Below are 23538 nucleotides of genomic sequence, written 5' to 3' on the forward strand. Positions count from 1 at the left end.
CGGGTGGTCAGGACCGGCCGCCGGATCGGTGATCTCCCTACATGACAGTGGGAGTGGCCGATCAGGTTGCACGGAGGCGGTGCATCCGTTTGCGCGGATCCGCGATCCCGGCACGGATCCCGCACCTGTGTGCGGACCCCTGTCGAGCTGAGGTCGATCACGAGATATCTTGATGTCGAGCAATGTTGCAGACGTGGAGCGGAGCACCCGGTGACTGACTCGACCATCATCTATACGCACACTGACGAAGCCCCGGCCCTGGCAACGTATTCCTTCCTGCCGGTGGTCCAGGCGTACGCCTCGCAGGCGGGTGTCACCGTGGAGACGCGTGACATCTCGCTGGCCGGCCGCATCATCGCGGTGTTCCCGGAGTACCTGACCGAGGACCAGCGCATCCCGGACGCCCTCGCCGAGCTCGGTGAGCTCGCCAAGACGCCCGCGGCCAACATCATCAAGCTGCCGAACATCTCGGCGTCGATCCCGCAGCTCAAGGCCGCGATCGCCGAGCTCCAGGGCCAGGGCTACGCGCTGCCGAACTACCCGGACGCCCCGAAGACCGACGAGGAGCGGGAGATCCAGGCCCGCTACGACAAGGTCAAGGGTTCCGCCGTGAACCCGGTGCTGCGTGAGGGCAACTCCGACCGGCGCGCCCCCGCCTCCGTCAAGAACTACGCCAAGAGCCACCCTCACCGCATGGGCGCCTGGTCCGCCGAGTCCAAGACGAACGTGGCGACCATGGGGCAGAACGACTTCCGCTCCACCGAGAAATCCGTCGTGATCTCCGAGGCGGGCTCGCTGAAGATCGAGCACGTCGCCGAGGACGGCTCCACCACTGTGCTGCGCGAGTCCGTACCGGTTCTCGCCGGTGAGGTCGTCGACGCCTCCGTGATGCACGTGGCCCCGCTGCGCGAGTTCCTCACCGCGCAGATCGCCCAGGCCAAGGCGGAGGGTGTGCTGTTCTCGGTGCACCTGAAGGCCACGATGATGAAGGTCTCCGACCCCATCGTCTTCGGCCACGTCGTGCGCGCCTTCTTCCCGGGGACCTTCGCGAAGTACGGCGAGGTCCTGGCCGGCGCCGGCCTGTCCCCGAACGACGGTCTGGGCGGCATCTACAAGGGCCTGGACGCGCTGCCGAACGGCGCCGAGATCAAGGCGTCCTTCGACGCCGAGCTGGCCGAGGGCCCGGAGCTGGCCATGGTCGACTCCGACAAGGGCATCACCAACCTGCACGTGCCGTCCGACGTGATCGTGGACGCCTCGATGCCGGCCATGATCCGCACCTCCGGCCACATGTGGGGCCCGGACGGGCAGGAGGCCGACACCCTGGCCGTGCTGCCGGACTCCTCGTACGCCGGTGTCTACCAGGCCGTGATCGACGACTGCCGCGCCAACGGCGCCTACGACCCGTCGACCATGGGCTCCGTCCCGAACGTCGGCCTCATGGCGCAGAAGGCCGAGGAGTACGGCTCCCACGACAAGACCTTCGAGATCAAGGCCGCCGGTACGGTCCGCCTGGTGGACCAGGCCGGGAACGTCGTCATCGAGCAGCCGGTCGCCGAGGGCGACATCTTCCGCGCCTGCCAGACCAAGGACGCGCCGATCCGGGACTGGGTGAAGCTGGCCGTCACCCGCGCCCGCGCCACCGGTGACCCGGCCGTGTTCTGGCTGGACGAGACCCGCGCGCACGACGCCAACCTGATCGCCAAGGTCAACGCCTACCTGCCGGAGTACGACACCGAGGGCCTGGACATCCGCATCCTCGCCCCGGTCGACGCCACCAAGCTGTCGGTGGAGCGCATCCGCCGCGGCGAGAACACCATCTCGGTGACCGGCAACGTGCTGCGCGACTACCTGACCGACCTCTTCCCGATCCTGGAGCTGGGCACCAGCGCCAAGATGCTGTCGGTCGTCCCGCTGATGGCGGGCGGCGGCCTGTTCGAGACGGGCGCCGGCGGCTCCGCGCCGAAGCACGTCCAGCAGCTGGTCAAGGAGGACTACCTGCGCTGGGACTCCCTCGGTGAGTTCTTCGCGCTGGTGCCGTCCCTGGAGCAGTACGCGACCGCCACCGGCAACACCCGCGCGAAGGTCCTCGCGGACACCCTCGACCGCGCCACGGCGACCTTCCTCAACGAGGACAAGTCCCCGACCCGTCGCGTCGGCGGCATCGACAACCGCGGCAGCCACTTCTTCCTGTCCCTGTACTGGGCGCAGGAGCTGGCCCGCCAGACCGACGACGCCGAGCTGGCCAAGGCCTTCGCCCCGCTGGCCGAGACGCTCACGGCGAACGAGCAGAAGATCGTCGACGAGCTGAACGCCGTCCAGGGCAAGCCGGCCGAGATCGGCGGCTACTACCAGCCCGACCCGGCCAAGGCCGCCGCGGTCATGCGTCCGTCGGCCACCTGGAACGAGGCTCTCGCGTCCCTGAGCTGACGCGGGCGCCCCTGACAGGGCGCAAGGGGCCCGACTGGGCCTGCTGAGCGAACCGCCCCGGCCGAGCACCGCCCGGCCGGGGCGGAGCCTTGTCCGCGGCTGCTTCGGCGGTACGAGCTCCACCTCCGGCATGCGGGCCAGGTCCTCGATCTCGCGGCCGACCTCCTCGGGCACGCCGTCGCCGAACTCCTCGTCGCTTGGCCTGGAGCAGGGTCAGCCGTCGTACGAGGTCCGGCAGCCCGTCCGGCCGGGTGGCGTCCAGCAGTTGGGCGCGCACGGCGATCCGGCGGGCCTCGGTCCGCGAGAGCTCGTGGACGGTCATGGCGTCACCAGTCCCGGGTGGCGATCAGTTCCTCCACGTCCGCGTCCTCGAAGCCGTAGGCCTGGGCGACGAACCAGAACTCCTCGCCTATCTCCTCGCGGGCGACGGTCTCCAGCTCGCTGCCGGCGGCCCAGAACTCCTCCTGGAGGGCGTTGAACTCGTCGGTGGCCGCCTGCGTGAGGGTGTACAGCGCGGCCAGGTCGGCGGGCTGCTCGGCCTCGATGCGCGCACACAACCGCAGCAGGATCTCCTTGCCCCGGTCCACCACGTGGTCGGGGTAGTAGTCGTCCTTGTACAGCATGCGCAGGAAGGAGTGCGCGGTCACCTGCTGGTTTCCGATGCTCATGCTGTGATGGTGCACCACGCCACTGACAACGCCCCGGGAGCGGCCACATGACCTCCGCAGAGCCGTCGTTCGATCTGCTCCCCGGGGCCGAGGAATCGCCGGTGATCCTGCATGTTCCGCACTCGGCCCGACGGATTCCGCCCGAGGTGCGCGCCGGGATCCTGCTGGACGACCGCGCGCTGGAGCGGGAGCTGGACCACATCGTCGACGCGCACACCGCGCGGCTCGCGCAGGAGGCGGCGGGGGCGGCGGAGGTCACCCCGTGGCGGTTCGTGAACCGGCTGTCCCGGCTGGTGGTCGACCCGGAACGCTTTCCGGACGAGCGGGAGGAGATGCTCGCCGTCGGGATGGGCGCCGTGTACACGCGCACCACGCACCGGGAGGCCCTGCGGCCCGACGACTTCGACCCCGGGCCGTTGGTCCAGCGCTACTTCGAGCCGTACGCACGGTCCATGGCCGACGCCGTCGCGGGGCGGCTCGCCGCCACCGGACGGGCGGTGATCATCGACGTGCACTCCTATCCCACCGAGCCGCTCCCTTACGAGCTCCACGGCGAGGGCCCGCGTCCGCCGGTGTGCCTGGGCACGGACCCCTTCCACACACCGCCCCGGCTGCTCGCCGCGGCGCGGGAGGCGTTCGCCGCCTGCGGGGAGACGGGACTGGACAGTCCGTTCGGCGGCACGTACGTCCCGCTGGAGTTCTACGGCAAGGAGCCTCGCGTCAGCGCCCTGATGATCGAGATCCGCCGGGACATGTACATGGCGGAGCCGGGCGGTCCGGCCGGTCCCGGACTCACCCGGCTCGCGAAGGCGCTGGCGGCGCTGGTGGCCGCCGCACACTGACCCCGCGGATCAGGCCCGCAGCCACTCCGTGACGACGACCTCCCCGCCGGTCCGCAGCCGCAGGGCGAACGGGCCGGAGGGCGGGGCTTCGCTGGTGAAGCGGCCCATGTCGTCGGCGACCACCGGCATGGCCGTCTGGGGGCCGCCGAGCACCTCGATCCGCGCCTGCTGCGGCGGCAGCACCTGCCCCATCAGGCCCTGTGCCGTCAGCTCCACGTCGACGGTCACCTCGCCCGCGCGGAACGTGAGCATCCGGGGGACGTCCACCGCTCCCCTGACCGCAATGGCGTCCTCGACCGAGTCGAAGGTCAGCTCGGCGATCCGGGCGTCGAGGTCGTGCAGCGCGAACGCCTCGACGGCGAGCCGGCGCAGTTCGGCCGGCACGGGGTCCAGGATGGCGGCGGCCTGACGGAGTTCCTCCTCCAGCAGACCGATGTCGAACCCGTCGTCGCCCGGGGGCTCTTCGTCCGTCGTGTCGTCGTACATGTCGTCGTTCACTGCGCCCCCCGCGCGTCGAGTCGGGCACGGAGCCGGCGCAGACAGCGCTGGCGCAGCGGTCCGATGCTGCCCACGGCGATGCCCAGTGCGGCGGACACCTCCTGGTAGCTGGGCGGCGGCGACGCCATCAGCACGCGCAGCAACTGGCGGCAGCGCTCGCCGAGTTCCTCGAACTCCTGCCACATCCAGCGGATGCGCTCCGACTCCGCCGCGGCCTCCTCCGAGTCGAGGACCGACTGCTCGGGCGTACGGTCCTCGCTGACCCGGTCGAGCAGTTGTGGATCGCTCGTCACGGTCAGTCGCCGCAGGCTCTTGAGCACCTTCAGGCACTCGTGGCGTGCGGTGCTCGCGAGCCACGACCCGGCCTTCTCGGGTTCCCGGATACGCCCGAGGTTCTGGGCGAAGCGGAACCACACGGTCTGATACACCTCGTGGGCGTCGGCGTCCCCCAGCCGGTGGGCACGCACGACGGACCACACCAGCGGGCTCAGCCCTTCCACGAGCGCTTTCCAGGCCGCCGCGTCGCCGTCGACGGCGGACTGGACCAGCGCACCGACATCTGCTCGGTCCACAGCCCCACCCCTCGTGTACGGCAAGTCATCGTACGCCGCGGAGGGGATGGTTCCGACCCTCATGACCGAGGAGCCGACGCCGTGACCGGGACAGGACGCCAGGTGGCGGGGCGAAGCGCGGCCACGTGCGCCCCCCGAACCTCCGCGTAACCGGAGTTCGCCGCGAGCATCTTGTACCGGGCGACGCGCGGGTCGCTCTCCTGCTGTGCGGTCATGTGGGCGGCGATCATGCCGGCGACGAGGGGGGTGGCGAACGAGGTGCCGCTCCAGTTCGCGTGCCCCTCGAACATGACCTGGTCGGGCTTGGCGGTGCCGCCCTGCTCGCTCAACACGCCGGTGTGGCGCGGCGACACACAGGTGCAGGAGTAGCCGAAGCCGTACCGGCAGGCGTCGTACGTGGAGTGCTGGTAGACGTACGGCATCGGCGCCTCGAAGCCGGTGAGGACGCCGGTGAGGCGCTCGCCGGGGGCGTACACCTTCACCCAGGGGCCGTGATTGCTGAAGCAGGCGCCGTACTCGCCGTCGCCGCGCAGTGCGCCGACCGACAGCACGACGTCCTGGTACTCGGGCAGATCGGCGTAGGCGGCGGGCCAGAAGGGCGTGGCGCTGCCGTTGTTGCCGGCCGCCGCGACGAGCAGGGTGCGCTGTTCGCGCAGCTCCTGCATGAAGGCCTGTACGCCCAGCAGGCCGTCGGTGCGGCCGTTGGAGGTGCCGGCGGAGAGGCTGAGGACATCCGGCCAGCCGTCCGCGTCGACCGCCTCGAAGAGCTTCTCGCCGAACTCGGACTCCAGGATGGCGCCCGCGTCGTTGAGGGAGTTGCGCACGGTGATGCTCGTGTTGGGCGCCACGGCGGCGACGAGCCCGGCGATGAACGTGCCGTGGCCCACGTACTGCTGGAGGACTCCGTCGTCGTCGCACTCCTTGAGCTGCGCGTCGCCGTCGGTGTGGGCCAGCAGTGCGGAGGACCGGTAGTCGCGCATGAGGCCGGTGTCGACGACCAGGACGCCGACGGCGCTCGCCGCGTCGTAACCGCCTTCGACGACGGCGGGGTTGAGTCCGTCCGCCTGGGCGACGGGCGCGGGCTCGTCGCCGGGGCAGGAGTTCACCGCGATCGACACCAGGTGGTTGCGGCTGACCAGCCGGCGCCCGGCCCGGCCCTCGGTCTCCCGCAGGGCGCGCAGGGCGTGCGCGACGGGGCGGTCGGCGCTGCGGTCGCCCTCGCCGGGGTCACCGACCTGGATCCGGGTGATGCCGGAGCGGTTGGTCCCCGGGCTCGCGCGGCGCACGTGGTCCTGCACCAGCTCGGGCTCGGCGGTGAAGTGCGCGCGCACGGTGTCCTCGACGAGCCGGGCGTCCTCGCCGTCACGGACGAGGACGTAGCCCTTCTCGTAGATGAACTCGGCGGAGTCGTCGGGTCCCATCGCGAGGGGGACGTCGGGCATGGAGCGTTGGATCTGCTCGAACTGCTCGTGGAATCGCTGTGGTGCCATGGCGGGTCCTCCCCCTGAGGCGGCGTTCATCAGTCAGAGCCGTGCCGTGGCTGATTGATACAGCGCCAAACCGGTGTGGCACAGTTCCGCGGCAACTACCATCCGTGGAGTGACAGCGGGAAGCGAATCGGTTCTCGAACTGCTGCCGATGGTGTTCGCCGCCCCGAACGACGCACTGGCGAGGGCGGAGGGGGTGCTCGGCGCCGACCCGTCGCCGTTGCACGCCTCCGTCGCCCACCAGGTGATCGGCATCTGGCAGCGGGACTGGGGCGACATACGCATCGCCCTCCATCACCTGCGGCGTGCCCGGGATCTCGCGGCGCGCGCGGAGTCGGCGGACCGGGAGGCGGATGCGCTGGCCGCGCTCGGGGTCGCACTGGTGCACGCGGGGCGCACTCAGCAGGGGATGGCCGCGCTGGAGCGCGGGGTCGAGCGGGGCAGCGGACACACCCGCGCGCGCGTGCTGTTCCGCCGGGCCTACGCCCGCTGGGTCCTGGGGCACCACCGGGAGGCGCTGGAGGACGTACGGCGGGCGATCCCGGTGCTGCGGCAGGTCGAGGACGTCATCTGGACGGCGAGGGCGCTGACGCTGCGCGCGACCGTGCATCTGGCGCTCGGCGCGGTGGACCGGGCGGACGCCGACTTCACGGCGGCGGAGGCGTTGTGGGACACCACGGGCCAGGAGCACGACAAGGCCGACGCGGTGGAGAGCCGGGGGCTCGCGGCGTTCCGGTCGGGCGACATCCCGGCGGCGCTTCGGCTGCTCGACGCGGCCGAGGAACGGTACGCCAAGCTGGGCACGCCCACCTTCATGCTCAACATCCGCCGCTGCGAGGTGTTGATGGCGGCCGGGCTCGCCCCGGAAGCGCTGGCGGAGGCGGACGCGGCGATCGCCGTGCTGGACGGCATCGGCGGACAGTCCACCCGTAAGGCCGAGCTGCTGCTGGCCGCCGCGCGTGCCGCCCGGCTGGCGGGTGACGCGCACACCGCGATCGCCCGCGCCGACATGGCCGTAAGGCTGTTCGCGGGGCAGCGCCGCACCTGGTGGGAGACCCACGCGCGGCTGGTGCTGATCGAGGCTCGGGTGGCCGCCGGACGCAGTTCGGGGCGGCTGGTGGCCGACACGGCGGCGGTCGCCGAGCGGCTGGCCTCCTTCGGCGCGCCGGCCGCGCCGGAGGCCTCGCTGCTCGCGGGCCGTATCGCGCTCGGTCTGGGCTGGCGGGCGGACGCCGAACGGCATCTGGCGCTCGCCGCCCGCGGCCGGCACAGCGGGCCGCCGCTGGCCCGGATGACGGGCTGGGCGGCGCAGGCGCTGCGGGCGCGCGCGGCCGGGTCGGGGCGGGGTGTGCTGGAGGCCTGCCGGCGGGGCCTGGACGTGCTCGACGCGCACCGGATGACGCTGGGCGCCTCCGAGCTCAGGGCGCGCGCCACCGCGCAGGGCGCCGAACTCGCCGCGCTGGCCCAGCAGGCCAGCCTGGACTCCGGAAGTCCGCGCCGGCTGCTGGTGTGGAGCGAGCGCTGGCGGGCCACCGCGCTGTCGACGCCGCCGACCCGGCCGCCGGCCGATCCGGAGCTGCTGAGCGACCTGACGGCGTTCCGGGAGATCGCGGCGCGCGCGGAGGCCGCCCGCATGGAGGCCCGGCCGGTTCCGGCGCTGGAGCGTGAACAGCGGCGCCTGGAGCGGGAGATCCGGTCCCGCACGCTGCACCTGCGCGGCGACACACCCGGCGACGGCGACCGCTTCGACCCCGGACGGCTGCTGGAACGGCTGGGCGACGAGGTACGGCTGGTCGAACTCGCCGTGCTGGACGGGCGGGTGCAGGTGCTGCTGTGCGGGCAGGGGCGGGTGCGCCGGTACGAGGCCGGGCTGCTGGCCGAGGCGGAGACCGAGGCGGAGCATGTGCAGGCCGGGCTGCGGCGGCTGGCGCATCCGGGCGCCGAGGGGCGGCTGCCGGTGGTGGAGGCCGCCGGGCGGCGGCTGGAGGAGCTGTTGCTGGGTCCGGCGGCGGCGCATCTCGGCGACGGCCCCGTCGTCGTCGTGCCGCCCGCGCGGCTGCACCGGGTGCCGTGGGCGCTGCTGCCGTCGCTGCGGGAGCGGGTGCTCAGCGTGTCGCCGTCGGCGAGCGGATGGCTGCGCGCACGGGAGACCGAGCCGCCACCGGGCGGCCGCCCGGTGCTGGTGCGCGGGCCCGGGCTCGCCACCGGCGGCGCGGAGGTGCCCCACCTGGCCGGCCGGTACGGCGGTGCCGTCGTCCTGGAGCACACCGACGCGCGCGTGCCGCGTGTGCTGGAGGAGCTCGACGGGGCCGCGCTGGCGCATATCGCCGCCCATGGCACGTTCCGCGCGGACAGTCCGCTCTTCTCGTCGCTGCGGATGGCCGACGGGCCGCTGATCGTGCACGACTTCGAGCGCCTGGACCGCAGCCCGTACCGGATCATCCTCTCCTGCTGCGACACGGCCCGCTTCGCCTCCGTCGGCGCCGACGAACTGCTCGGCCTGGTCACCGCGTTGCTGCCGCTGGGCACGGCGGGTGTGGTGGCCTGCACGGCCCCCGTCAACGACGCCGCCGTGGTGCCGCTGATGCTCGCCCTGCACAAGGGCCTCGGTGAGGGTCTGTCCCTGGCGGAAGCCCTGCGCGACGCGCGCGCGGCACTGCCGGGGGACGCGCTGCACCGGGCCACGGGGTGGGCGTTCTCGGCGTTCGGAGCCGCGTGACGCGCGCGTGAGGGCTGTCGACTCCCTCACGCCGACCGCGCGTCCGGCAGTTCCGCCAGCCAGGGCAGCGAGCCCCGGTCGCTCGCGCCGAGGCGGGCGTAGGCGCTGTAGAGGTGGTTGCCGACCGTGCGGACGGACAGGGTGAGCTTCTCGGCGATCTGGCGGTTGCTCAGCCCCGTGGCCGCGAGGGTGACGATCTGCCGCTGCCGGGTGGTCAGTTCGCCCAGGACGAGACCGGACAGGGCCGGGGTGCGGGCGCCCTGGCAGCGGCGGGCCAGGGCGACGGCACGCGTGCGTGAGGTGCGGGCGGCGCGCGGGTCGCGGTGGGCGCGCACGGCCTGGGCGTGCGCCTCGGCCGCGAAGAGGAGGAAGCCGCGTTCCTTGAGCTGTTCGGCCACCTGGTCGAGCGCGGGGCCGTCCGCGCGGGCGAGGGCGTCGGCGTGCTCGGCGAACACACCGGTGAGGCGGCCCGCGGCACGCTCGGGGGCGCCGACGCGGACGGCGTCGTACGCGTCGCCGCCGATCGCCTCGACCGCCCCGCCGGCGTCGCCGCGGGCCGCTGCCGGCCGGGTGACCGCCCCACCCCCGTGGGAGCGGCCACCCGAGATCTCGTGCGCGGCGGTCGGATCGCCCGACTGCGCCGCCGCGAGGGCGAGTTCGACTCGGCAGGACGGATCGTCACCACCGTCCCGCAGCCCCTCGCGCGCCCATGCCGCCGCCTCTCGCAGCTCGCCGCGCAGCCGTGTGTACCGGGCGCGTACGGCCGCGTATCCGGCCGGCAGCGGCGCGCCCTCGGCCACCAGCCACTCCCCCACCGGCGCCGGCATCGCCCGCACGTCCGCGTGCTCGATACGGCGGCTCAGCGCGGCCTGTTCGGCGTCCAGGGCGGGACGGTACTGCTCGGGCGTGCGGGAGAGCCGCCGCGCCCGCAGCCGGCCCGCCGCGGCCCGTAGCACCGGGCCGTGCAGGGGGTGGGCGAGTCGGACGGAGCCCTGGTCGTCGACGTGGACGAGGGCGTCGGCCTCCAGCCGCTCCAGAGTGAGCAGGTCGAGTCGGTCCCGCTCCAGGTGCAGGGGCAACGGTTCGGCGAAAGCGAGGCGTTCGAGGATGTCGCGCTCCTCGGGGCGGCCGTGGTCCAGGACGTGGGCGGTGCGCTCGCGCACGGTCGCGGTGACCGGCAGCGGGCCGCGCCACGCCCAGTCGTCCGTGTCCGGGAAGCGGCTGAGCAGCCCTCGTTCGCGCACCGCGTCCACCACATCGCGCAGCAGCCGCAAGTCGCCCTGGCACAGGCGGTGCAGCCGGTTGACGGTGAGCGGTTCGAGACCGACACCGGCGGCTTCGCCCGTCAGCAGTCGGGCGGTCTCCTCCTGGGGCAGCGGTCGCAGGCTGAGCCGGGGCAGGAGTTCACCGGTCCACAGTCGGGAGATCGCGCCGGTGGCCGGGGCTCCGTCGGTGGTGACGACCAGGAGACGGGTGCGGCCGTGCACGGCCAACTGGTGGACGAGGGCGGCCGAGGCGTCGTCGAGCAGATGGGCGTCGTCGACCAGGAGCAGCCGTACCCCGGACAGGTGCTGGAAGGCGCCGTGCAGGGAGGCCGTCTCGGGGACGAGGTGCGCGAACGCGGCGAAGCGGATACGGCGGGTCTCGGGAGTACCGGCCACGCGGGCACAGTCGGTACCGCGGACGGCCTCGGTGACGAGCCGGGTCTTGCCGCAGCCGGCCGGGCCGGTGACCACGATGCCGTGCCGGGTCGCGGTCAGGGCGCCGCGGATTAGCTCCAGTTCGTCCTCCCGGCCGGTGAACGGCCAGGGCAGCTCCAGGGTCTTCGCTTCGCGTTCGAGTGTCGTCACGTCATGGAGAGCGCGGTGACTCACGTCTGATACACGGGTACTTGAGTAGCCCTCGACTCAGGCGCCCGGGGCGGCCCGACGGCAGTCTGTTCGCATGACCGCTCGCTACTGCTCCCTCGCGCAGCAGTCGGCACCCGCCTTCACACCGGGGCTGGCCGCCGAGCGGCTCGACGCGCTCGTGAGCGGGCACCGCATGTGGGTCAGCGGCACCGTGCTGCACTACTGCTTCTTCGACCGGGACACGGACAAATCCTCGGTCCACGACCCGGAGACCGGCGAGACCCGACGCGTCTCCTGGGTCGGCGGCAAGGAACAGCAGGACGTGGTGCGCGAGTGCTTCCAGGAGTGGCAGGACCTCGGCATCGGGCTGTCGTTCAAGGAGGTGCGTGACCGGTCGGAGGCCGAGCTGCGCATCGGGTTCCAGCTCGGCGACGGCTCCTGGTCGACCGTCGGCAAGGACGCGCTGCGGGTCGGCCTCAACGAGCGCACCATGAACTTCGGCTGGGACCTGACCGTGCCGGGGGAACGCGGCACGGCACTGCACGAGATCGGGCACGCGCTCGGCATGCTGCACGAGCACCAGAGCCCGTTCGCGGGGATCCACTGGGACGACGAAGCCGTGTACGCCGATCTGGCGGGTCCGCCCAACTTCTGGAGCCGGGACCGGACGTTCTTCAACATCCTGCGCAAGCTCGACCCGAACGAAGTCAACGGTTCCGCCTGGGACCCGCACTCGATCATGGAGTATCCCTTCTCGGCCGGGCTGATCCTGGAGCCGGAGCAGTTCCGCGCGGGCCTGAACCCGCCGGGCGTACTGTCCGAGGCCGACCGCAAGTTCGTCCGCCGCTGGTACCCGCCGACCGAGCCTTCGGGGCCGCGCGAACTGGTGCCGTTCCGCTCCGCACCGCTGCGCCTCGGACCGGCCGAGCAGGCCGACTTCGTCATCGAGCCGCCGGAGACTCGCGAGTACACGGTGGGCACGTTCGGCGACAGCGACACCCTGGTGGTGATCTTCGAGGAACGCGACGGCGAACCCCGCTACCTCACCGCCCAGGACGACGGCGGCACCGCGCACAACGCCACGATCAAGGCCCGCCTGGTGAAGGGCCGCCGCTACTTCGTACGAGTGCGCCTCTATGCCAACTGGGGATCGGGGGACACAGCGGTCATGTGCTGGTGACGGCACACCCGCTGAAGCGCACGGACAACGCGGTCCATGGTCCGGCGCCGGGGGAAGTGGCCGGGGACGCCGCCTTCGGGGGAGGGCGACGTCTCCGGCCACGCCTGTGTCGACACCCGGCACTGGGAAAAGCGCGTGCTCCGACGCCGCGCCCGGCGCTACGGTCGCGGTGTGATCGATGAGGACGGCTACTTCGGAGAGAACATCGCGGCCGACTACGACGCGTCGGCCGCCGACATGTTCCGCCCTGATGTGGTGGAACCGGCGGTGGACCTGCTGGCCGACCTGGCCGGCGACGGTCCGGCACTCGAACTCGGCGTCGGCACCGGCCGTATCGCGCTGCCGCTGGCCGACCGGGGCGTTCCGGTGCACGGCATCGACATGTCCCGCGCCATGGTGGACCGGCTGCGCGCCAAGCCCGGCGGTGACGCCGTGGACGTGACGATCGGGGACTTCGCGACCACGCGGGTGGCCGGCGAGTTCGCGCTCGCCTACCTCGTCTTCAACACCATCGGCAATCTCACCACCCAGGACGCCCAGGTCGACTGCTTCGCCAACGCCGCCGCCCATCTGAGGCCCGGCGGCTGCTTCGTCGTCGAGGTGGGCGTGCCCGAGCTGCGCCGGCTGCCTCCCGGGCAGACGGCCGTACCGTTCCGCATCAGCGACACCCAGTGGGCGTTCGACACCTACGACGTCGCCACCCAGGCGATGAGCTCGAACTACGTCACCATCGTCGACGGCCGCGCCGAGCACTGGTCGATCCCGTTCCGGTACGTCTGGCCGGCCGAACTGGATCTGATGGCCCGGCTCGCCGGTCTGCGGCTGCGCGACCGGTGGGAGAGCTGGACACGCGAACCGTTCACCGGCGAGAGCGGCAAGCATGTGTCGGTGTGGGAGAAGCCGGCCGACTGAACCCTTGAGACCCGGGCAGCCCGTCCGTCAGGGATTCGTCCAGGCCTCGGGGTCGTCCGCGAGACTCAGCACGTCGTCGGGCAGCTTCGCCGCCGCCACGTCGGCCAGCGTGACCTCGCCGAGGATCTTGCGGACGTTGGCCCGCACGGCGATCCACAGCGGCAGCAGGGATTCCGCGGGGCCGATGTAGGACAGGTCGGGCGGCCGTACGCCACGCACCGAGACGAGCGGGCCGTCCGCCAGCCGGATGACCTCGGCGATGGCGATCGAGTCCGCCGGACGGGCGAGCCGGTAGCCGCCCTTGCCGCCCCGCTGGCTGGTCACGAGGCCACCCCGGCGCAGGTCGCCGAGGATGCCCTCCAGGAACTTGTGCGGGATGCCCTGAGCCTCGGCGATGGCCTCGGCCTTGAGCGAGGTGTCGTCCCCCGCCGCGGCCAGCTCCAACGCCGCCCGCACCGCATAGTCCGCTCTGGCCGAGATCCGCATGCCGAGATTATCCCTCACGGCCGTACCGGTCCTCACCGGCCGACCCCGGATCAGGCGGGAAGGCTGAACGGAGGATGAGCGCCGTTGAGGAAGTAGTCCCCGACCTCGCGCAGCCGATGGGCGACAGGTTCGCGCAGGGTGTGCGCGCGGGTGTCACGCCAGAAGCGGTCCAGGCCGTGCCGGGTGTGCGCGGCGGACGCGCCGACGGCATCCAGCGCCCGGGTCGTGATCTCCTGGGCGGCCCGCGCGGCGGCGGCCTCGGCGGCGCTCGCGAGCACGGTGATCTCCGCGCATTCCTCGTCGTCGAGGTCCTCGCCCCGCGCGAGGCCGCCGGTCAGGGCATCCACCGCCTGGTCGGCGAGAGCGGACGCGGCGCGTGCGGCGACGGTGAGTTCGCCATAGGCGGTGAGCACATATGGATCACGCGCATATGAGTCCCGCACATAGGCGTCCCGCACATAGGGGTCTCGCACGTAGGGGTCTCGCACGTAGGGGTCCCGCACATGTGGGTCGCGCGCATATGGGTCCTGCGCATATGAGTCCTGCGTGTACGTGTCGTCCTGGGCGTACGTGTCCTGGGCGTACTGGTCACGCGCATAGACGTCCCACCCATCAGGCACCGCCCGGCCCTGCTCACGGACTTCACCGAGCAGCCCCTCCGCGATGCCGAGACAGAACTGGGCGGACACCAGCCGTGCGGTCGGCACGGCGAGGCCGGCGAGGGGCGTCAGGGCCCCCACGTCGGAGGAGAGGGAGCCGAGCACGTCGTCATGCCCCACGGGCACGGAGTCGCAGGCCACACTCCCCGCGCCGGTCAACCGTCGGCCGAAGGTGTCCCCGCCGGGGCTGCTGACCAGCCCCGGATGGGCGGGGTCGACGAGTACGGCGAGCGGCTCCCCGGCACCGGGCACGGCGGCACGGACCAGCAACCGGTCGGCGACCCCCACTCCGGAACCACAGCGCTGATGGCCGTCCAGCAGATAGCCGTTCGCCGTCGGTGTGAGCATGAGCGGCGGTTCGTGGGAGGCGATACCGCCGCCCCAGCACCACTCCCCCGCCGCGGACGCCCGCTCGATGCGCGCGGCACGGTCGGGCCCGCCGAAGAACCGGGCGCAGTAGGACAGGAAGTAGTGGCTGCCGAGGAGTTGGCCGACGGAGCCGTCCGCGGCGGCGACGGTCCGTACGACCGTGTAGGCCGTCCGCCAGCCGGCACCCCCGCCGCCGCGTCGAGCCGGGACCAGCAGCGTCAGCAGACCCGACTCCCGCAGTCGCGTGACCTCGTCGTACGGGGTTTGGCCGGCCTGCTCGCGCTCGACGGCGTCCGTGGCGAGGTCGTCCGCCAACTCGGCCGCGATGTGCGGCCAGTCGACCGGTCCGTCCGCCGACGGCGCGTCGTCGCCCCGCCCGGGGTCGCCGAACAGGGAGGTCGGAGCCGGTGGGGCGATCGTCATGGCGTCATCCTGACCCGCTCCTCGGACGAGGGTCAACAGTTCCCTAGTAATTCGATCGGATTTCTAGGGAACAAGCGGGAACCCGCCTGGACCCCCACCCGCGAACCTCCCCCTCGTACCAGCAATCGAGATCGCCGAGTCCAGCATGTGAACAGCCTCTTGGGGTGAGCGCCACCTTCTGTCACGATCCCCATCAACCAGGTAGGAAAACTAGGGATCCGCGAAACCGGGGGGTGGGCCATGCGAGCGATGAACGGCTCAAGCCTGACGCTGCCCCTCCTGACCCGGCGCCACCACATCGACCTCGGCCGCACGTCCAGCGCCATCTGTCGATTCGGCTGAGACCTCCCGCGCGCCGGTGCGCGCCGAACGGGCTGCCCGTCTCCCTCGCCGTACCTCCCCCGCCGCACCTCTCTGCCTCTCCCCCTCCCTCCCTGATCACCCACCCCTGAAGGGACACCTCCGTGTCTGCCGCAAGACCGCTCTCCGCCCTGCGCATCCTCGCCGCCACCGCGGCGCTCCCGCTGCTGCTGACCGCCTGCGGCTACGGCGCCCAGTCCACCGACGACGACAAGCAGACCCAGGTCGCGGCGGACGCGAAGAAGCTCTCCGTAGACGAGGTGAAGATCGGTTACTTCCCCAACCTCACGCATGCCACCGCGCTGGTGGGCGTTCAGGAGGGCCTGTTCCAGAAGGAGCTCGGCGGCACCAGGATCAAGGCGTCGACCTTCAACGCCGGTCCTTCGGAGATCGAGGCGCTCAACTCGGGCTCCATCGACATCGGCTGGATCGGCCCCTCCCCCTCGATCAACGGCTACACCAAGGCGGCCGGCAAGAACCTGCGCATCATCAGCGGTTCGGCGTCCGGTGGCGTGAAGCTCGTGGTCGACCCCAAGAAGATCAAGTCCGTCAAGGACGTCAAGGGCAAGAAGATCGCCACCCCCCAGCTCGGCAACACCCAGGACGTGGCGCTGCTCAACTGGATCTCCGAGCAGGGCTGGAAGGTCGACGCGGAGAGCGGCAAGGGCGATGTGTCGGTCGTCCGCACCGACAACAAGGTCACCCCGGACGCCTACAAGTCCGGTTCGATCGACGGCGCGTGGGTGCCGGAGCCGACAGCCTCCAAGCTGGTCGCCGAGGGCGCCGAGGTGCTACTCGACGAGGCCGACCTGTGGCCGGACAAGAAGTTCGTGATCACGAACATCATCGTGTCGCAGAGCTTCCTGAAGGAGCACCCGGACGTCGTCGAGGCCGTGCTGCGCGGTTCGGTGAAGACGAACGAGTGGATCAACGCCGACCCGGACAAGGCCAAGGCCTCCGCGAACAAGGCCCTGGAGGAGCTCTCCGGCAAGGCCCTGCCCGCCGATGTCATCGACCCCGCCTGGAAGTCGATCACATTCCTGGACGACCCGCTGGCCGCCACCCTCGACACCGAGGCGGAGCACGCGGTCAAGGCCGGCCTGCTGGAGCAGCCCGACCTGAAGGGCATCTACGACCTCGCGCCGCTCAACAAGGTCCTGAAGGCCGAGGGCGAACCCGAGGTCGACGACGCCGGACTCGGCGTCAAGTAGGCCCCACCGCCCACCAAGCACCCTTCGACGAGATCCAGGAGGTGACGACCATGGCGACAGCCCTCGCCAAGTCCGCCAAGGCCGCCCAGGACACCACGACGGCGCCGTACGCAGCCCGCATCGAGCATGTCTCGAAGTCCTTCGCCGGCCCCGCCGGTCAGCAACTCGTCCTCGACGACATCACGCTCGATGTCGCACCCGGTGAGTTCGTCACCCTCCTCGGAGCGTCCGGATGCGGCAAGTCCACCCTGCTCAACCTGGTCGCGGGGCTGGACCTGCCGTCCGCCGGCTCGATCGGCACGGACGGCCGACCCGCCCTGATGTTCCAGGAGCACGCGCTGTTCCCGTGGCTGACGGCCGGCAAGAACATCGAACTCGCCCTGAAGCTGCGCGGGATCGCGAAGGCCGAGCGGCGCGAGCGCGCCGAGGAACTGCTCGAACTGGTCCGTCTGAAGGGCGCGTACGGCAAGCGCGTCCACGAACTCTCCGGCGGCATGCGCCAGCGCGTCGCCCTGGCCCGCGCGCTCGCCCAGGACAGCCGGCTGCTGCTGATGGACGAGCCGTTCGCCGCGCTGGACGCGATCACCCGGGACGTCCTGCACGACGAACTGACCCGCATCTGGCGGGAGACGGGTGTGTCGGTCCTGTTCGTGACGCACAACGTCCGCGAGGCGGTACGGCTGGCCGAGCGCGTCGTCCTGCTGTCCTCGCGACCGGGGCGTATCGCCCGGGAATGGGAAGTGGGCATTCCGCAGCCGCGCCGTATCGAGGACGCCGCGGTCGCCGAACTGTCCGCTGAGATCACCGAAGAACTGCGTGGGGAGATCCGCCGCCATGGCCGGCACTGACACGACCGCCAACGACCGCAACGACCTCGCCGGACTGGAGGCCGGGCTCGACGCGCTGGACTCCGTACAGGTCGGCCGTACGTCGTTGCGCGAGACCCTCGTCCGCAAGGTGCTGCCACCCGTCACGGCCGTCGCGCTGGTGCTGGTGGTCTGGCAGCTGCTCGTGTGGGCCGAGGTCGTCCCCGTGTACAAGCTGCCCTCGCCCGCCGACGTGTGGGGCGAGGTCCGCGAGGCGTGGCTCCAGGGCACGCTGCTCGACTACATCTGGACGTCCGTCTCGCGCGGCCTGCTCGGCTTCCTGCTGGCGTTGGTGATCGGCACGCCGCTGGGTCTGCTGGTGGCGCGGGTGAGGTTCGTGCGCGCGGCGATCGGGCCGATCCTGTCCGGTCTCCAGTCGCTGCCGTCGGTCGCCTGGGTGCCGCCCGCCGTGCTCTGGCTGGGTCTGAACAACTCGATGATGTACGCCGTGATCCTGCTCGGCGCGGTCCCCTCCATCGCCAACGGTCTCGTGGCCGGTATCGACCAGATCCCGCCGCTGTTCCTGCGCGCCGGGCGCACCCTGGGCGCGACCGGACTGCGCGAGGCGCGGCATGTGGTGATGCCGGCGGCGCTGCCGGGCTACCTGGCGGGGTTGAAGCAGGGCTGGGCGTTCTCCTGGCGGTCGCTGATGGCCGCCGAGATCATCGCCTCCTCGCCCGATCTCGGGGTCGGCCTGGGCCAGCTGCTGGAGAACGGGCGCAACAACAGCAGCATGTCCCAGGTGTTCCTGGCGATCTTCCTGATCCTGCTCGTCGGCATCGCCATCGACCTGCTGATCTTCAGCCCGCTGGAGCGGCGGGTGCTGCGCGGGCGCGGGCTGCTGGCCGGCCGCTGAACGACCGGTGGGGGCCGGGAGGCGGTCAGGGGCGGCTCGGCGGCCGGATCCAGCCCAGGGACCGTTCGACGGCTCGCTTCCAGGAGTCGTACTCCCACTCCCGCCGTTCGGGATCCATGTCCGGCAGCCACTGGGCGGCCATGTGCCAGTTGCGGCGCAGGACCTGGAGGTCGGGCCAGTAGCCGGCCGCGAGCCCGGCCGCGTAGGCCGCGCCCAGCGACACCGTCTCGTGGACGAGCGGGCGCACGACGGGGACGTCGAGCACGTCGGCCAGGATCTGCATGAGCAGATGGTCGGACGTCATGCCCCCGTCCACCTTGAGCTGCTTCATGGCGAGCGCGGAGTCGGCGTTCATGGCGTCGACGACCTCGCGGGTCTGCCAGCCGGTGGCCTCCAGGACGGCGCGGGCCAGATGGCCCTTGGTGATGTACGACGTGAGGCCGACGATGACGCCGCGCGCGTCGCTGCGCCAGTGCGGTGCGAACAGGCCGGAGAAGGCGGGGACGATGTAGCAGCCGCCGTTGTCCTCGACGGTGCGTGCCAGTGTCTCGATCTCGGGGGCGCTGTGGATCAGTCCCAGCCGGTCCCGGAACCACTGCACGAGCGAGCCGGTGACGGCGATGGGGCCTTCCAGGGCGTAGACCGTGGGCTGGTCCGCGATCTTGTACGCGACCGTGGTGAGCAGGCCGTGCTGGGATCGTACGAGGTCCGTGCCGGTGTTCATCACCAGGAAGCTGCCGGTGCCGTAGGTGCACTTCGCCTCGCCCGGCGAGAAGCAGGTCTGGCCGAACAGCGCCGCCTGCTGGTCGCCGAGGGCGGCCGTGATGGGCACGCCGGGGAGCAGGGCGCGGGCCTCGCCGTAGCGCTCGGCGGAGGGACGGATCTCCGGCAGCATCGCACGGGGCACCCCGAAGAAGTCCATGAGCGCTTCGTCCCAGGTCAGCGTGCGGATGTCCATGAGCATGGTGCGGCTGGCGTTGGTGGCGTCGGTGATGTGCAGACCGCCGTCGGGGCCGCCGGTGAGGTTCCAGATGAGCCAGCTCTCGATGGTGCCGAACAGCACCTCTCCGTCGCGGGCGCGCTGCTCCAGCCCTTCGACGTTGTCGAACAGCCAGCGGATGCGGGGCGCGGAGAAGTACGTCGAGGGCGGGAGCCCGCAGTGTTCGAGGAAGAACTCCTCCCCCGGGTCCTCCCGCAGTTCGTCGATGAGGGGCGCGGTGCGGGTGTCCTGCCAGACGATCGCGTGGCCGATGGGTTCGCCGGTGCGGGGGTCCCAGAGCACGGCGGTCTCGCGCTGGTTGGCGATCCCGATGGCGGAGATCTGTGCGGCTTCGATACCGGCGTTGGAGAGCGCCTCGGGGACCACGCGCTGAAGGTTGCGCCAGATCTCCGTGGCGTCGTGCTCGACCCAGCCGGGGCGGGGGAAGAACTGCTGGTGCTCGCGCTGGGCGACAGCGGCCAGCCGCCCGCCGTGGTCGAACAGGATGCAGCGGGTGGACGTGGTGCCCTGGTCGATGGACATCACATACCGGTCAACCATGATCGGCCTCGCCTTCCCGATGAGTCGCGGAGGTGCCGGTGACCTACCAGCGGGCCGCGCCCAGGTCTCTGGAGATCGCGCGTGCCGCCTCCCGTAGCACGGTGATCAGCGCCGGCAGCGGCCGGCCTCTGGTGTCGCAGATCCGTTCGACGGCGCCGGACACTCCGACCGCGCCCACCACGAGTCCGCCCTGTCCTCGGATCGGGGCGGCGATCCCGGCCGCGCCCATGCTCATCTCCTGCACTTCGGCGCCCCAGCCCAGCTCCCGTATCTCGGCGAAGGCGCGGTTGAGCTCCTCCGGGTGGACCAGGGTGTGCCGGGTGTACGCCTCCGGTTCGCCCTCCAGCACGGGGTCGGCGGGTGTGGCCCCGTAGGCCAGCAGCACTTTGCCGAGGGAGGAGGCGTGCAGCGGGAGCAGCGCGCCGACGTCCAGGGTCTGGAGGGTGTCGTCGGGCCGGAAGACATGGTGGATGACGAGCACCTGGCCCTCCAGGGGCGTCCCCAGGCGCACGGCCTCGCCGCTGCGGGCGGCCAGGGCGTCGGCCCAGTTGATGGAGCGCGAGCGCAGTTCGTTGACATCGAGGTAGCTGGTGCCGAGGTGCAGCAGGGCCGCCCCGAGCTGGTATTTCCCCGTCGCCGGGTCCTGCTCCACGAAGTCGACGTGTTGCAGGGTGCGCAGGAGTCCGTGGGCGGTGCCCTTGGCGAGTCCCAGCGAGGACGCCACCTCACCGAGCCCCAGCCGACGTGAGCCACTGGCGAGCAGGCGCAGGATCGCCGCCGCCCGCTCTATCGACTGGACTGGGCCGGCCATGAAGCGATGGTAGTCCCGCTTTTTCCGATTCGGGGCTCTCGTTCGGTAATGCCGACCGATGTTCGTTGACTGCTCAGATGTCGGCCTTTAGCGTTCTCAAGTCCGGTCGGCAGCCGGCAGGGCTTCCCCGAGAAGGAGGACACATGACCACAGCGCAGCTCCACGCCGCGCCGCGCGGGGAAGTGGAACACGTCTTTTCGCTGCCGCACTCCCCCGACGCCGTGTCGAGCATACGTCGACGCATACGCCCGGTGCTCGCCGGCTGGAACCTGGCCGACGAGGTACGGGACGACGTGATGCTGGTCGTCTCGGAGCTGCTCACCAACGCGATCGTCCACGCGCTGCCCCCTGCGACGCTGCGCCTGTCACGCTGCCGGGAGGGCGGGTACGAAGCCGTACGCGTCGACGTGAACGACATGGGCCCCGCGATCCCGGCACAGCCGTCACCCTGTGCCGTCGACCCCGACGAGCACGGCCGCGGCCTCGACATCGTGACGGCGCTCGCGACCCGGTGCGGGGTGCGGGTGGGCGCCGGCGGGACGAGCCGGTGGGCGGAGCTGCGGGTCACGCAGGACTGCGCGCGGACCGACGCCGTCGGGTGATCACGCGGGCGGCCGGAAACACGGAAGGCCGCCCTCCCGTGTTCGAGAGAACGGCCTCCGACCTGCAAAAGAGCTGGTCGGGACGACAGGATTTGAACCTGCGACCCCTTGACCCCCAGTCAAGTGCGCTACCAAGCTGCGCCACGTCCCGGTGCGTCCCACGCGGCGGAGCGCGTGATCATGCGGGTCAACCCTACCTCATGCGCGTCTCACGCAGACCGGTCCGAAACCCTGACCCATCATTGCCGCCCTCCATGATGGCCTGGCCCATGGAGGGCAGGGCACCTGCGCGCGAGCCGGGGCGGCGCCTCACCTGAGGGCGCGCGCCTTAGCCTCGTCGGTCGACGTCTCCGCACCCCAGCCGTCCGAAGCGGCGGCCGCCGCGTTCACCGGGACCGGCGAGGCCGTCGAGCTGTCGTCGAAGCGGGGCGGCGTGGGCCGGTCCGCCGGGGCGGGAGCCGGGGTGCCGCGGGCACCGCGGGCCGGACCCCCGGACACCCCCGCGGCGAATCCCGCCGTCAGAAGCGCCACGGCCGCGACCACCCACCACGGCAGGCCTGCCTTGGCCATGTACCCCACTACGGCCACCACCGCGAGAAGAGCCACCACGTCCCCCGTCCCCCTTCACCAGTCAACTCACTTGCCCCCGGCGCACCGAAAGCCGCCACGCGTCACAGCGGGCATATGACGCAACAATACGCGAGAGCGTCGAATATCCCAGTTCGGACGATCAGTACATATGACGGGCCATTAGATATGAATGGCGCCGCCCGCCGCAGTGAGCTGCGACGGACGGCACATGTCCTCGCCCCCTCGTTCGACGCCCGCCTATCAGTGCGCGCCGATCAGCTCCTTCTCCCCGCCGGTCCGAGCCGTCCCGGTCGAGCCGCGCAGCGCGGCGATGCCGATGAAGACCATGGAGGACAGGCCCGCGAGCGCGAAGGCGGTGAAGCCCCAGTCGCCCTTGTTCGCGGCCAGCAACTGGCCGCCGAGCCACGGTCCGAACACGGCCCCGAAGCGCCCCATCCCTGAGGTCCAGCCGACGGCGGTGGCGCGGTTCTCGGGGCGCGAGCGGATCGAGACGGTCGCGTAGATCATGGTCTGCGCGCTGTTGAGGAACACACCGGTCAGGAAGACCACCGTGAAGGTGAGCGCGAGCGGCATGTGGACGCTGAGCAGGAACACTCCGGCGGCGGTCAGCGCGAACCAGATCGCCGAGATCCTGGGGGCGCCGAACCGGTCGGAGGCGCGTCCGGCGACCAGCATGCCGACGATGCCGCCGAGGTTGAACAGGACCACGAAGGTCAGCGCCGAGCCGAGGTTGTAGCCCTCGCTGCGCATCAGGGTGGGCAGCCAGGTCGCGACGCCGTAGACGAGGAGCAGACCGCCGAAAGAGGCCAGCCAGTACAGCAGCGTCTGGACCCATTCGCCGCCCCGGAACAGGTTGACCAGGGCGTTCCAGCGGTCGGTGGCGGCCTGTCGGCCGGCCGGGGCGGCGGGCAGCTCGACCTCGTAGCGGCCGGCCAGTTCGCGCGCCTCCTCGGCGCGACCCTTGGCGACGAGGAAGCTCAGCGACTCGGGCAGGAAGCGGGCCAGCACCGGCACGAAGAGCAGCGGCAGCACACAGAACCAGAAGGCGGCCCGCCAGCCGAGCGGCTCGACCACCCACAGGGCGACGTACGCGGAGAGGATGCCGCCCGCATGGTGGGCCGTCATCAGCATGCCGATGGTGAGGGCGGCGCGGCCGCGCGGGGCGTAGTCGGAGACCATGCTGATCGCGGTCGGCAGCAGACCGCCGAGGCCGATCCCGGCGAGGGTCCGGCCGAGCCCGAACACCTCGACGCTGCCCGCCATCGCGCACAGCCCGGAGGCCAGCGAGAACAGCGCGACGCAGGCCACCATCAGCTTCCTGCGGCCGATCCGGTCGGCGACCGTGCCGGCCGTCAGCGCGCCCACCAGCATGCCGAAGGTGGCGTAACTGCCCAGGTCACCCGCCTGGTCGGGGGTGAGGCCGAGGGCCTTCTCGGCGAGCATGTGGGGCAGCACCGAGCCGTAGATGAACATGTCCAGGCCGTCGAAGAGCACGGCCAGCCAGCACAGGGCGACGGCTGTCACGGCCAGTCTGCCGACGCGAGCGGTCGGGGAGGGGGAGGAGGACATCCTTGTTTTCCTCTCGTGCGTTTGTGCGCCAGACGCT

21 protein-coding genes and 1 tRNA gene are annotated in these 23538 nt (G+C 71.6%); 10 read left to right on the forward strand and 12 right to left on the reverse strand.

Annotation, left to right across the window (positions count from 1 at the left end; translation table 11 throughout):
- Positions 1-210 precede the first annotated feature (210 nt).
- Positions 211-2430, forward strand: a complete 2220-nt coding sequence (locus ACIQWG_RS16060) for an NADP-dependent isocitrate dehydrogenase (protein ID WP_404095455.1) — start codon at positions 211-213, stop codon at positions 2428-2430.
- A gap of 326 nt (positions 2431-2756) precedes the next feature.
- Here the strand turns inward: ACIQWG_RS16060 and ACIQWG_RS16065 are convergent, their stop codons facing one another.
- On the reverse strand, positions 2757-3098 hold the full coding sequence (locus tag ACIQWG_RS16065) for a DUF5713 family protein (RefSeq protein WP_404095458.1): 342 nt from the start codon (positions 3096-3098) through the stop codon (positions 2757-2759).
- A gap of 47 nt (positions 3099-3145) precedes the next feature.
- Here ACIQWG_RS16065 and ACIQWG_RS16070 point away from each other — a divergent pair, with 47 nt between their 5' ends.
- A complete protein-coding gene (locus ACIQWG_RS16070) occupies positions 3146-3940 on the forward strand; it encodes an N-formylglutamate amidohydrolase (RefSeq protein ID WP_404095460.1) in 795 nt (264 codons plus the stop codon).
- A 9-nt stretch (positions 3941-3949) separates the two neighbouring features.
- Here the strand turns inward: ACIQWG_RS16070 and ACIQWG_RS16075 are convergent, their stop codons facing one another.
- The 3 genes from ACIQWG_RS16075 to ACIQWG_RS16085 are packed head-to-tail and all read right to left on the reverse strand — an operon-like array spanning position 3950 to position 6500.
- On the reverse strand, positions 3950-4426 hold the full coding sequence (locus tag ACIQWG_RS16075; protein WP_404095885.1) for a hypothetical protein: 477 nt from the start codon (positions 4424-4426) through the stop codon (positions 3950-3952).
- A gap of 8 nt (positions 4427-4434) precedes the next feature.
- Positions 4435-5010, reverse strand: coding sequence for an RNA polymerase sigma factor (locus ACIQWG_RS16080; RefSeq protein WP_404095462.1), 576 nt, complete (start codon positions 5008-5010; stop codon positions 4435-4437).
- Positions 5011-5069: 59 nt separating this feature from the next.
- Positions 5070-6500: a S8/S53 family peptidase gene (locus tag ACIQWG_RS16085; protein ID WP_404095464.1), complete on the reverse strand. Its 1431-nt coding sequence runs from the start codon at positions 6498-6500 to the stop codon at positions 5070-5072.
- A gap of 148 nt (positions 6501-6648) precedes the next feature.
- On the opposite strand from ACIQWG_RS16085, the gene ACIQWG_RS16090 reads away from it, so the two are divergent.
- Positions 6649-9216 carry a CHAT domain-containing protein gene (locus ACIQWG_RS16090; RefSeq protein ID WP_404095886.1) on the forward strand — a complete coding sequence of 856 codons (2568 nt, stop codon included), beginning with the start codon at positions 6649-6651 and terminating at the stop codon, positions 9214-9216.
- A gap of 26 nt (positions 9217-9242) precedes the next feature.
- Here the strand turns inward: ACIQWG_RS16090 and ACIQWG_RS16095 are convergent, their stop codons facing one another.
- Positions 9243-11066: a LuxR C-terminal-related transcriptional regulator gene (locus tag ACIQWG_RS16095; RefSeq protein WP_404095466.1), complete on the reverse strand. Its 1824-nt coding sequence runs from the start codon at positions 11064-11066 to the stop codon at positions 9243-9245.
- A gap of 94 nt (positions 11067-11160) precedes the next feature.
- Between ACIQWG_RS16095 and ACIQWG_RS16100 the strand changes: the two genes are divergently transcribed.
- Complete coding sequence (locus ACIQWG_RS16100; protein WP_404095468.1) at positions 11161-12246, forward strand: M12 family metallopeptidase; 1086 nt, start codon at positions 11161-11163, stop codon at positions 12244-12246.
- 171 nt (positions 12247-12417) lie between these two features.
- Positions 12418-13158: a class I SAM-dependent DNA methyltransferase gene (locus ACIQWG_RS16105; RefSeq protein ID WP_404095470.1), complete on the forward strand. Its 741-nt coding sequence runs from the start codon at positions 12418-12420 to the stop codon at positions 13156-13158.
- Between the two features lie 27 nt (positions 13159-13185).
- Here ACIQWG_RS16105 and ACIQWG_RS16110 read toward each other — a convergent pair whose 3' ends face one another.
- Complete coding sequence (locus ACIQWG_RS16110) at positions 13186-13644, reverse strand: RrF2 family transcriptional regulator (RefSeq protein WP_404095472.1); 459 nt, start codon at positions 13642-13644, stop codon at positions 13186-13188.
- A gap of 50 nt (positions 13645-13694) precedes the next feature.
- The gene (locus tag ACIQWG_RS16115; protein WP_404095474.1) at positions 13695-15095 is read right to left on the reverse strand and encodes an acyl-CoA dehydrogenase family protein; all 1401 of its coding nucleotides are present in this window, start codon (positions 15093-15095) and stop codon (positions 13695-13697) included.
- A gap of 249 nt (positions 15096-15344) precedes the next feature.
- On the opposite strand from ACIQWG_RS16115, the gene ACIQWG_RS16120 reads away from it, so the two are divergent.
- From ACIQWG_RS16120 to ACIQWG_RS16135, 4 genes are all read left to right on the forward strand, one after another.
- Positions 15345-15437, forward strand: a complete 93-nt coding sequence (locus tag ACIQWG_RS16120; protein WP_404095476.1) for a putative leader peptide — start codon at positions 15345-15347, stop codon at positions 15435-15437.
- A gap of 122 nt (positions 15438-15559) precedes the next feature.
- A complete protein-coding gene (locus ACIQWG_RS16125; RefSeq protein WP_404095479.1) occupies positions 15560-16666 on the forward strand; it encodes an aliphatic sulfonate ABC transporter substrate-binding protein in 1107 nt (368 codons plus the stop codon).
- 50 nt (positions 16667-16716) lie between these two features.
- Positions 16717-17514: an ABC transporter ATP-binding protein gene (locus ACIQWG_RS16130; RefSeq protein ID WP_404095482.1), complete on the forward strand. Its 798-nt coding sequence runs from the start codon at positions 16717-16719 to the stop codon at positions 17512-17514.
- A complete protein-coding gene (locus ACIQWG_RS16135) occupies positions 17501-18388 on the forward strand; it encodes an ABC transporter permease (RefSeq protein ID WP_404095483.1) in 888 nt (295 codons plus the stop codon). The genes ACIQWG_RS16130 and ACIQWG_RS16135 overlap by 14 nt, the downstream gene beginning before the upstream one ends.
- A 25-nt stretch (positions 18389-18413) precedes the next feature.
- Here ACIQWG_RS16135 and glpK read toward each other — a convergent pair whose 3' ends face one another.
- Entirely contained in the window at positions 18414-19928 is a 1515-nt protein-coding gene (glpK, locus tag ACIQWG_RS16140; protein ID WP_404095485.1) for a glycerol kinase GlpK, read from the reverse strand.
- Between the two features lie 43 nt (positions 19929-19971).
- Positions 19972-20739: an IclR family transcriptional regulator gene (locus ACIQWG_RS16145; protein ID WP_404095488.1), complete on the reverse strand. Its 768-nt coding sequence runs from the start codon at positions 20737-20739 to the stop codon at positions 19972-19974.
- 143 nt (positions 20740-20882) lie between these two features.
- Here ACIQWG_RS16145 and ACIQWG_RS16150 point away from each other — a divergent pair, with 143 nt between their 5' ends.
- A complete protein-coding gene (locus ACIQWG_RS16150) occupies positions 20883-21341 on the forward strand; it encodes an ATP-binding protein (RefSeq protein WP_404095490.1) in 459 nt (152 codons plus the stop codon).
- A 74-nt stretch (positions 21342-21415) separates the two neighbouring features.
- On the opposite strand, the gene ACIQWG_RS16155 is transcribed toward ACIQWG_RS16150, so the two are convergent.
- The 3 genes from ACIQWG_RS16155 to ACIQWG_RS16165 form a co-directional block, all read right to left on the reverse strand.
- Positions 21416-21492, reverse strand: a tRNA-Pro gene (locus tag ACIQWG_RS16155).
- Positions 21493-21650: 158 nt separating this feature from the next.
- Entirely contained in the window at positions 21651-21950 is a 300-nt protein-coding gene (locus tag ACIQWG_RS16160) for a hypothetical protein (protein WP_404095493.1), read from the reverse strand.
- Positions 21951-22172: 222 nt separating this feature from the next.
- The gene (locus tag ACIQWG_RS16165) at positions 22173-23501 is read right to left on the reverse strand and encodes an MFS transporter (RefSeq protein ID WP_404095495.1); all 1329 of its coding nucleotides are present in this window, start codon (positions 23499-23501) and stop codon (positions 22173-22175) included.
- Between the last annotated feature and the right edge of the window lie 37 nt (positions 23502-23538).

It is taken from the genome of Streptomyces sp. NPDC098781 (assembly GCF_044759995.1).
Taxonomy (GTDB): Bacteria; Actinomycetota; Actinomycetes; order Streptomycetales; family Streptomycetaceae; genus Streptomyces.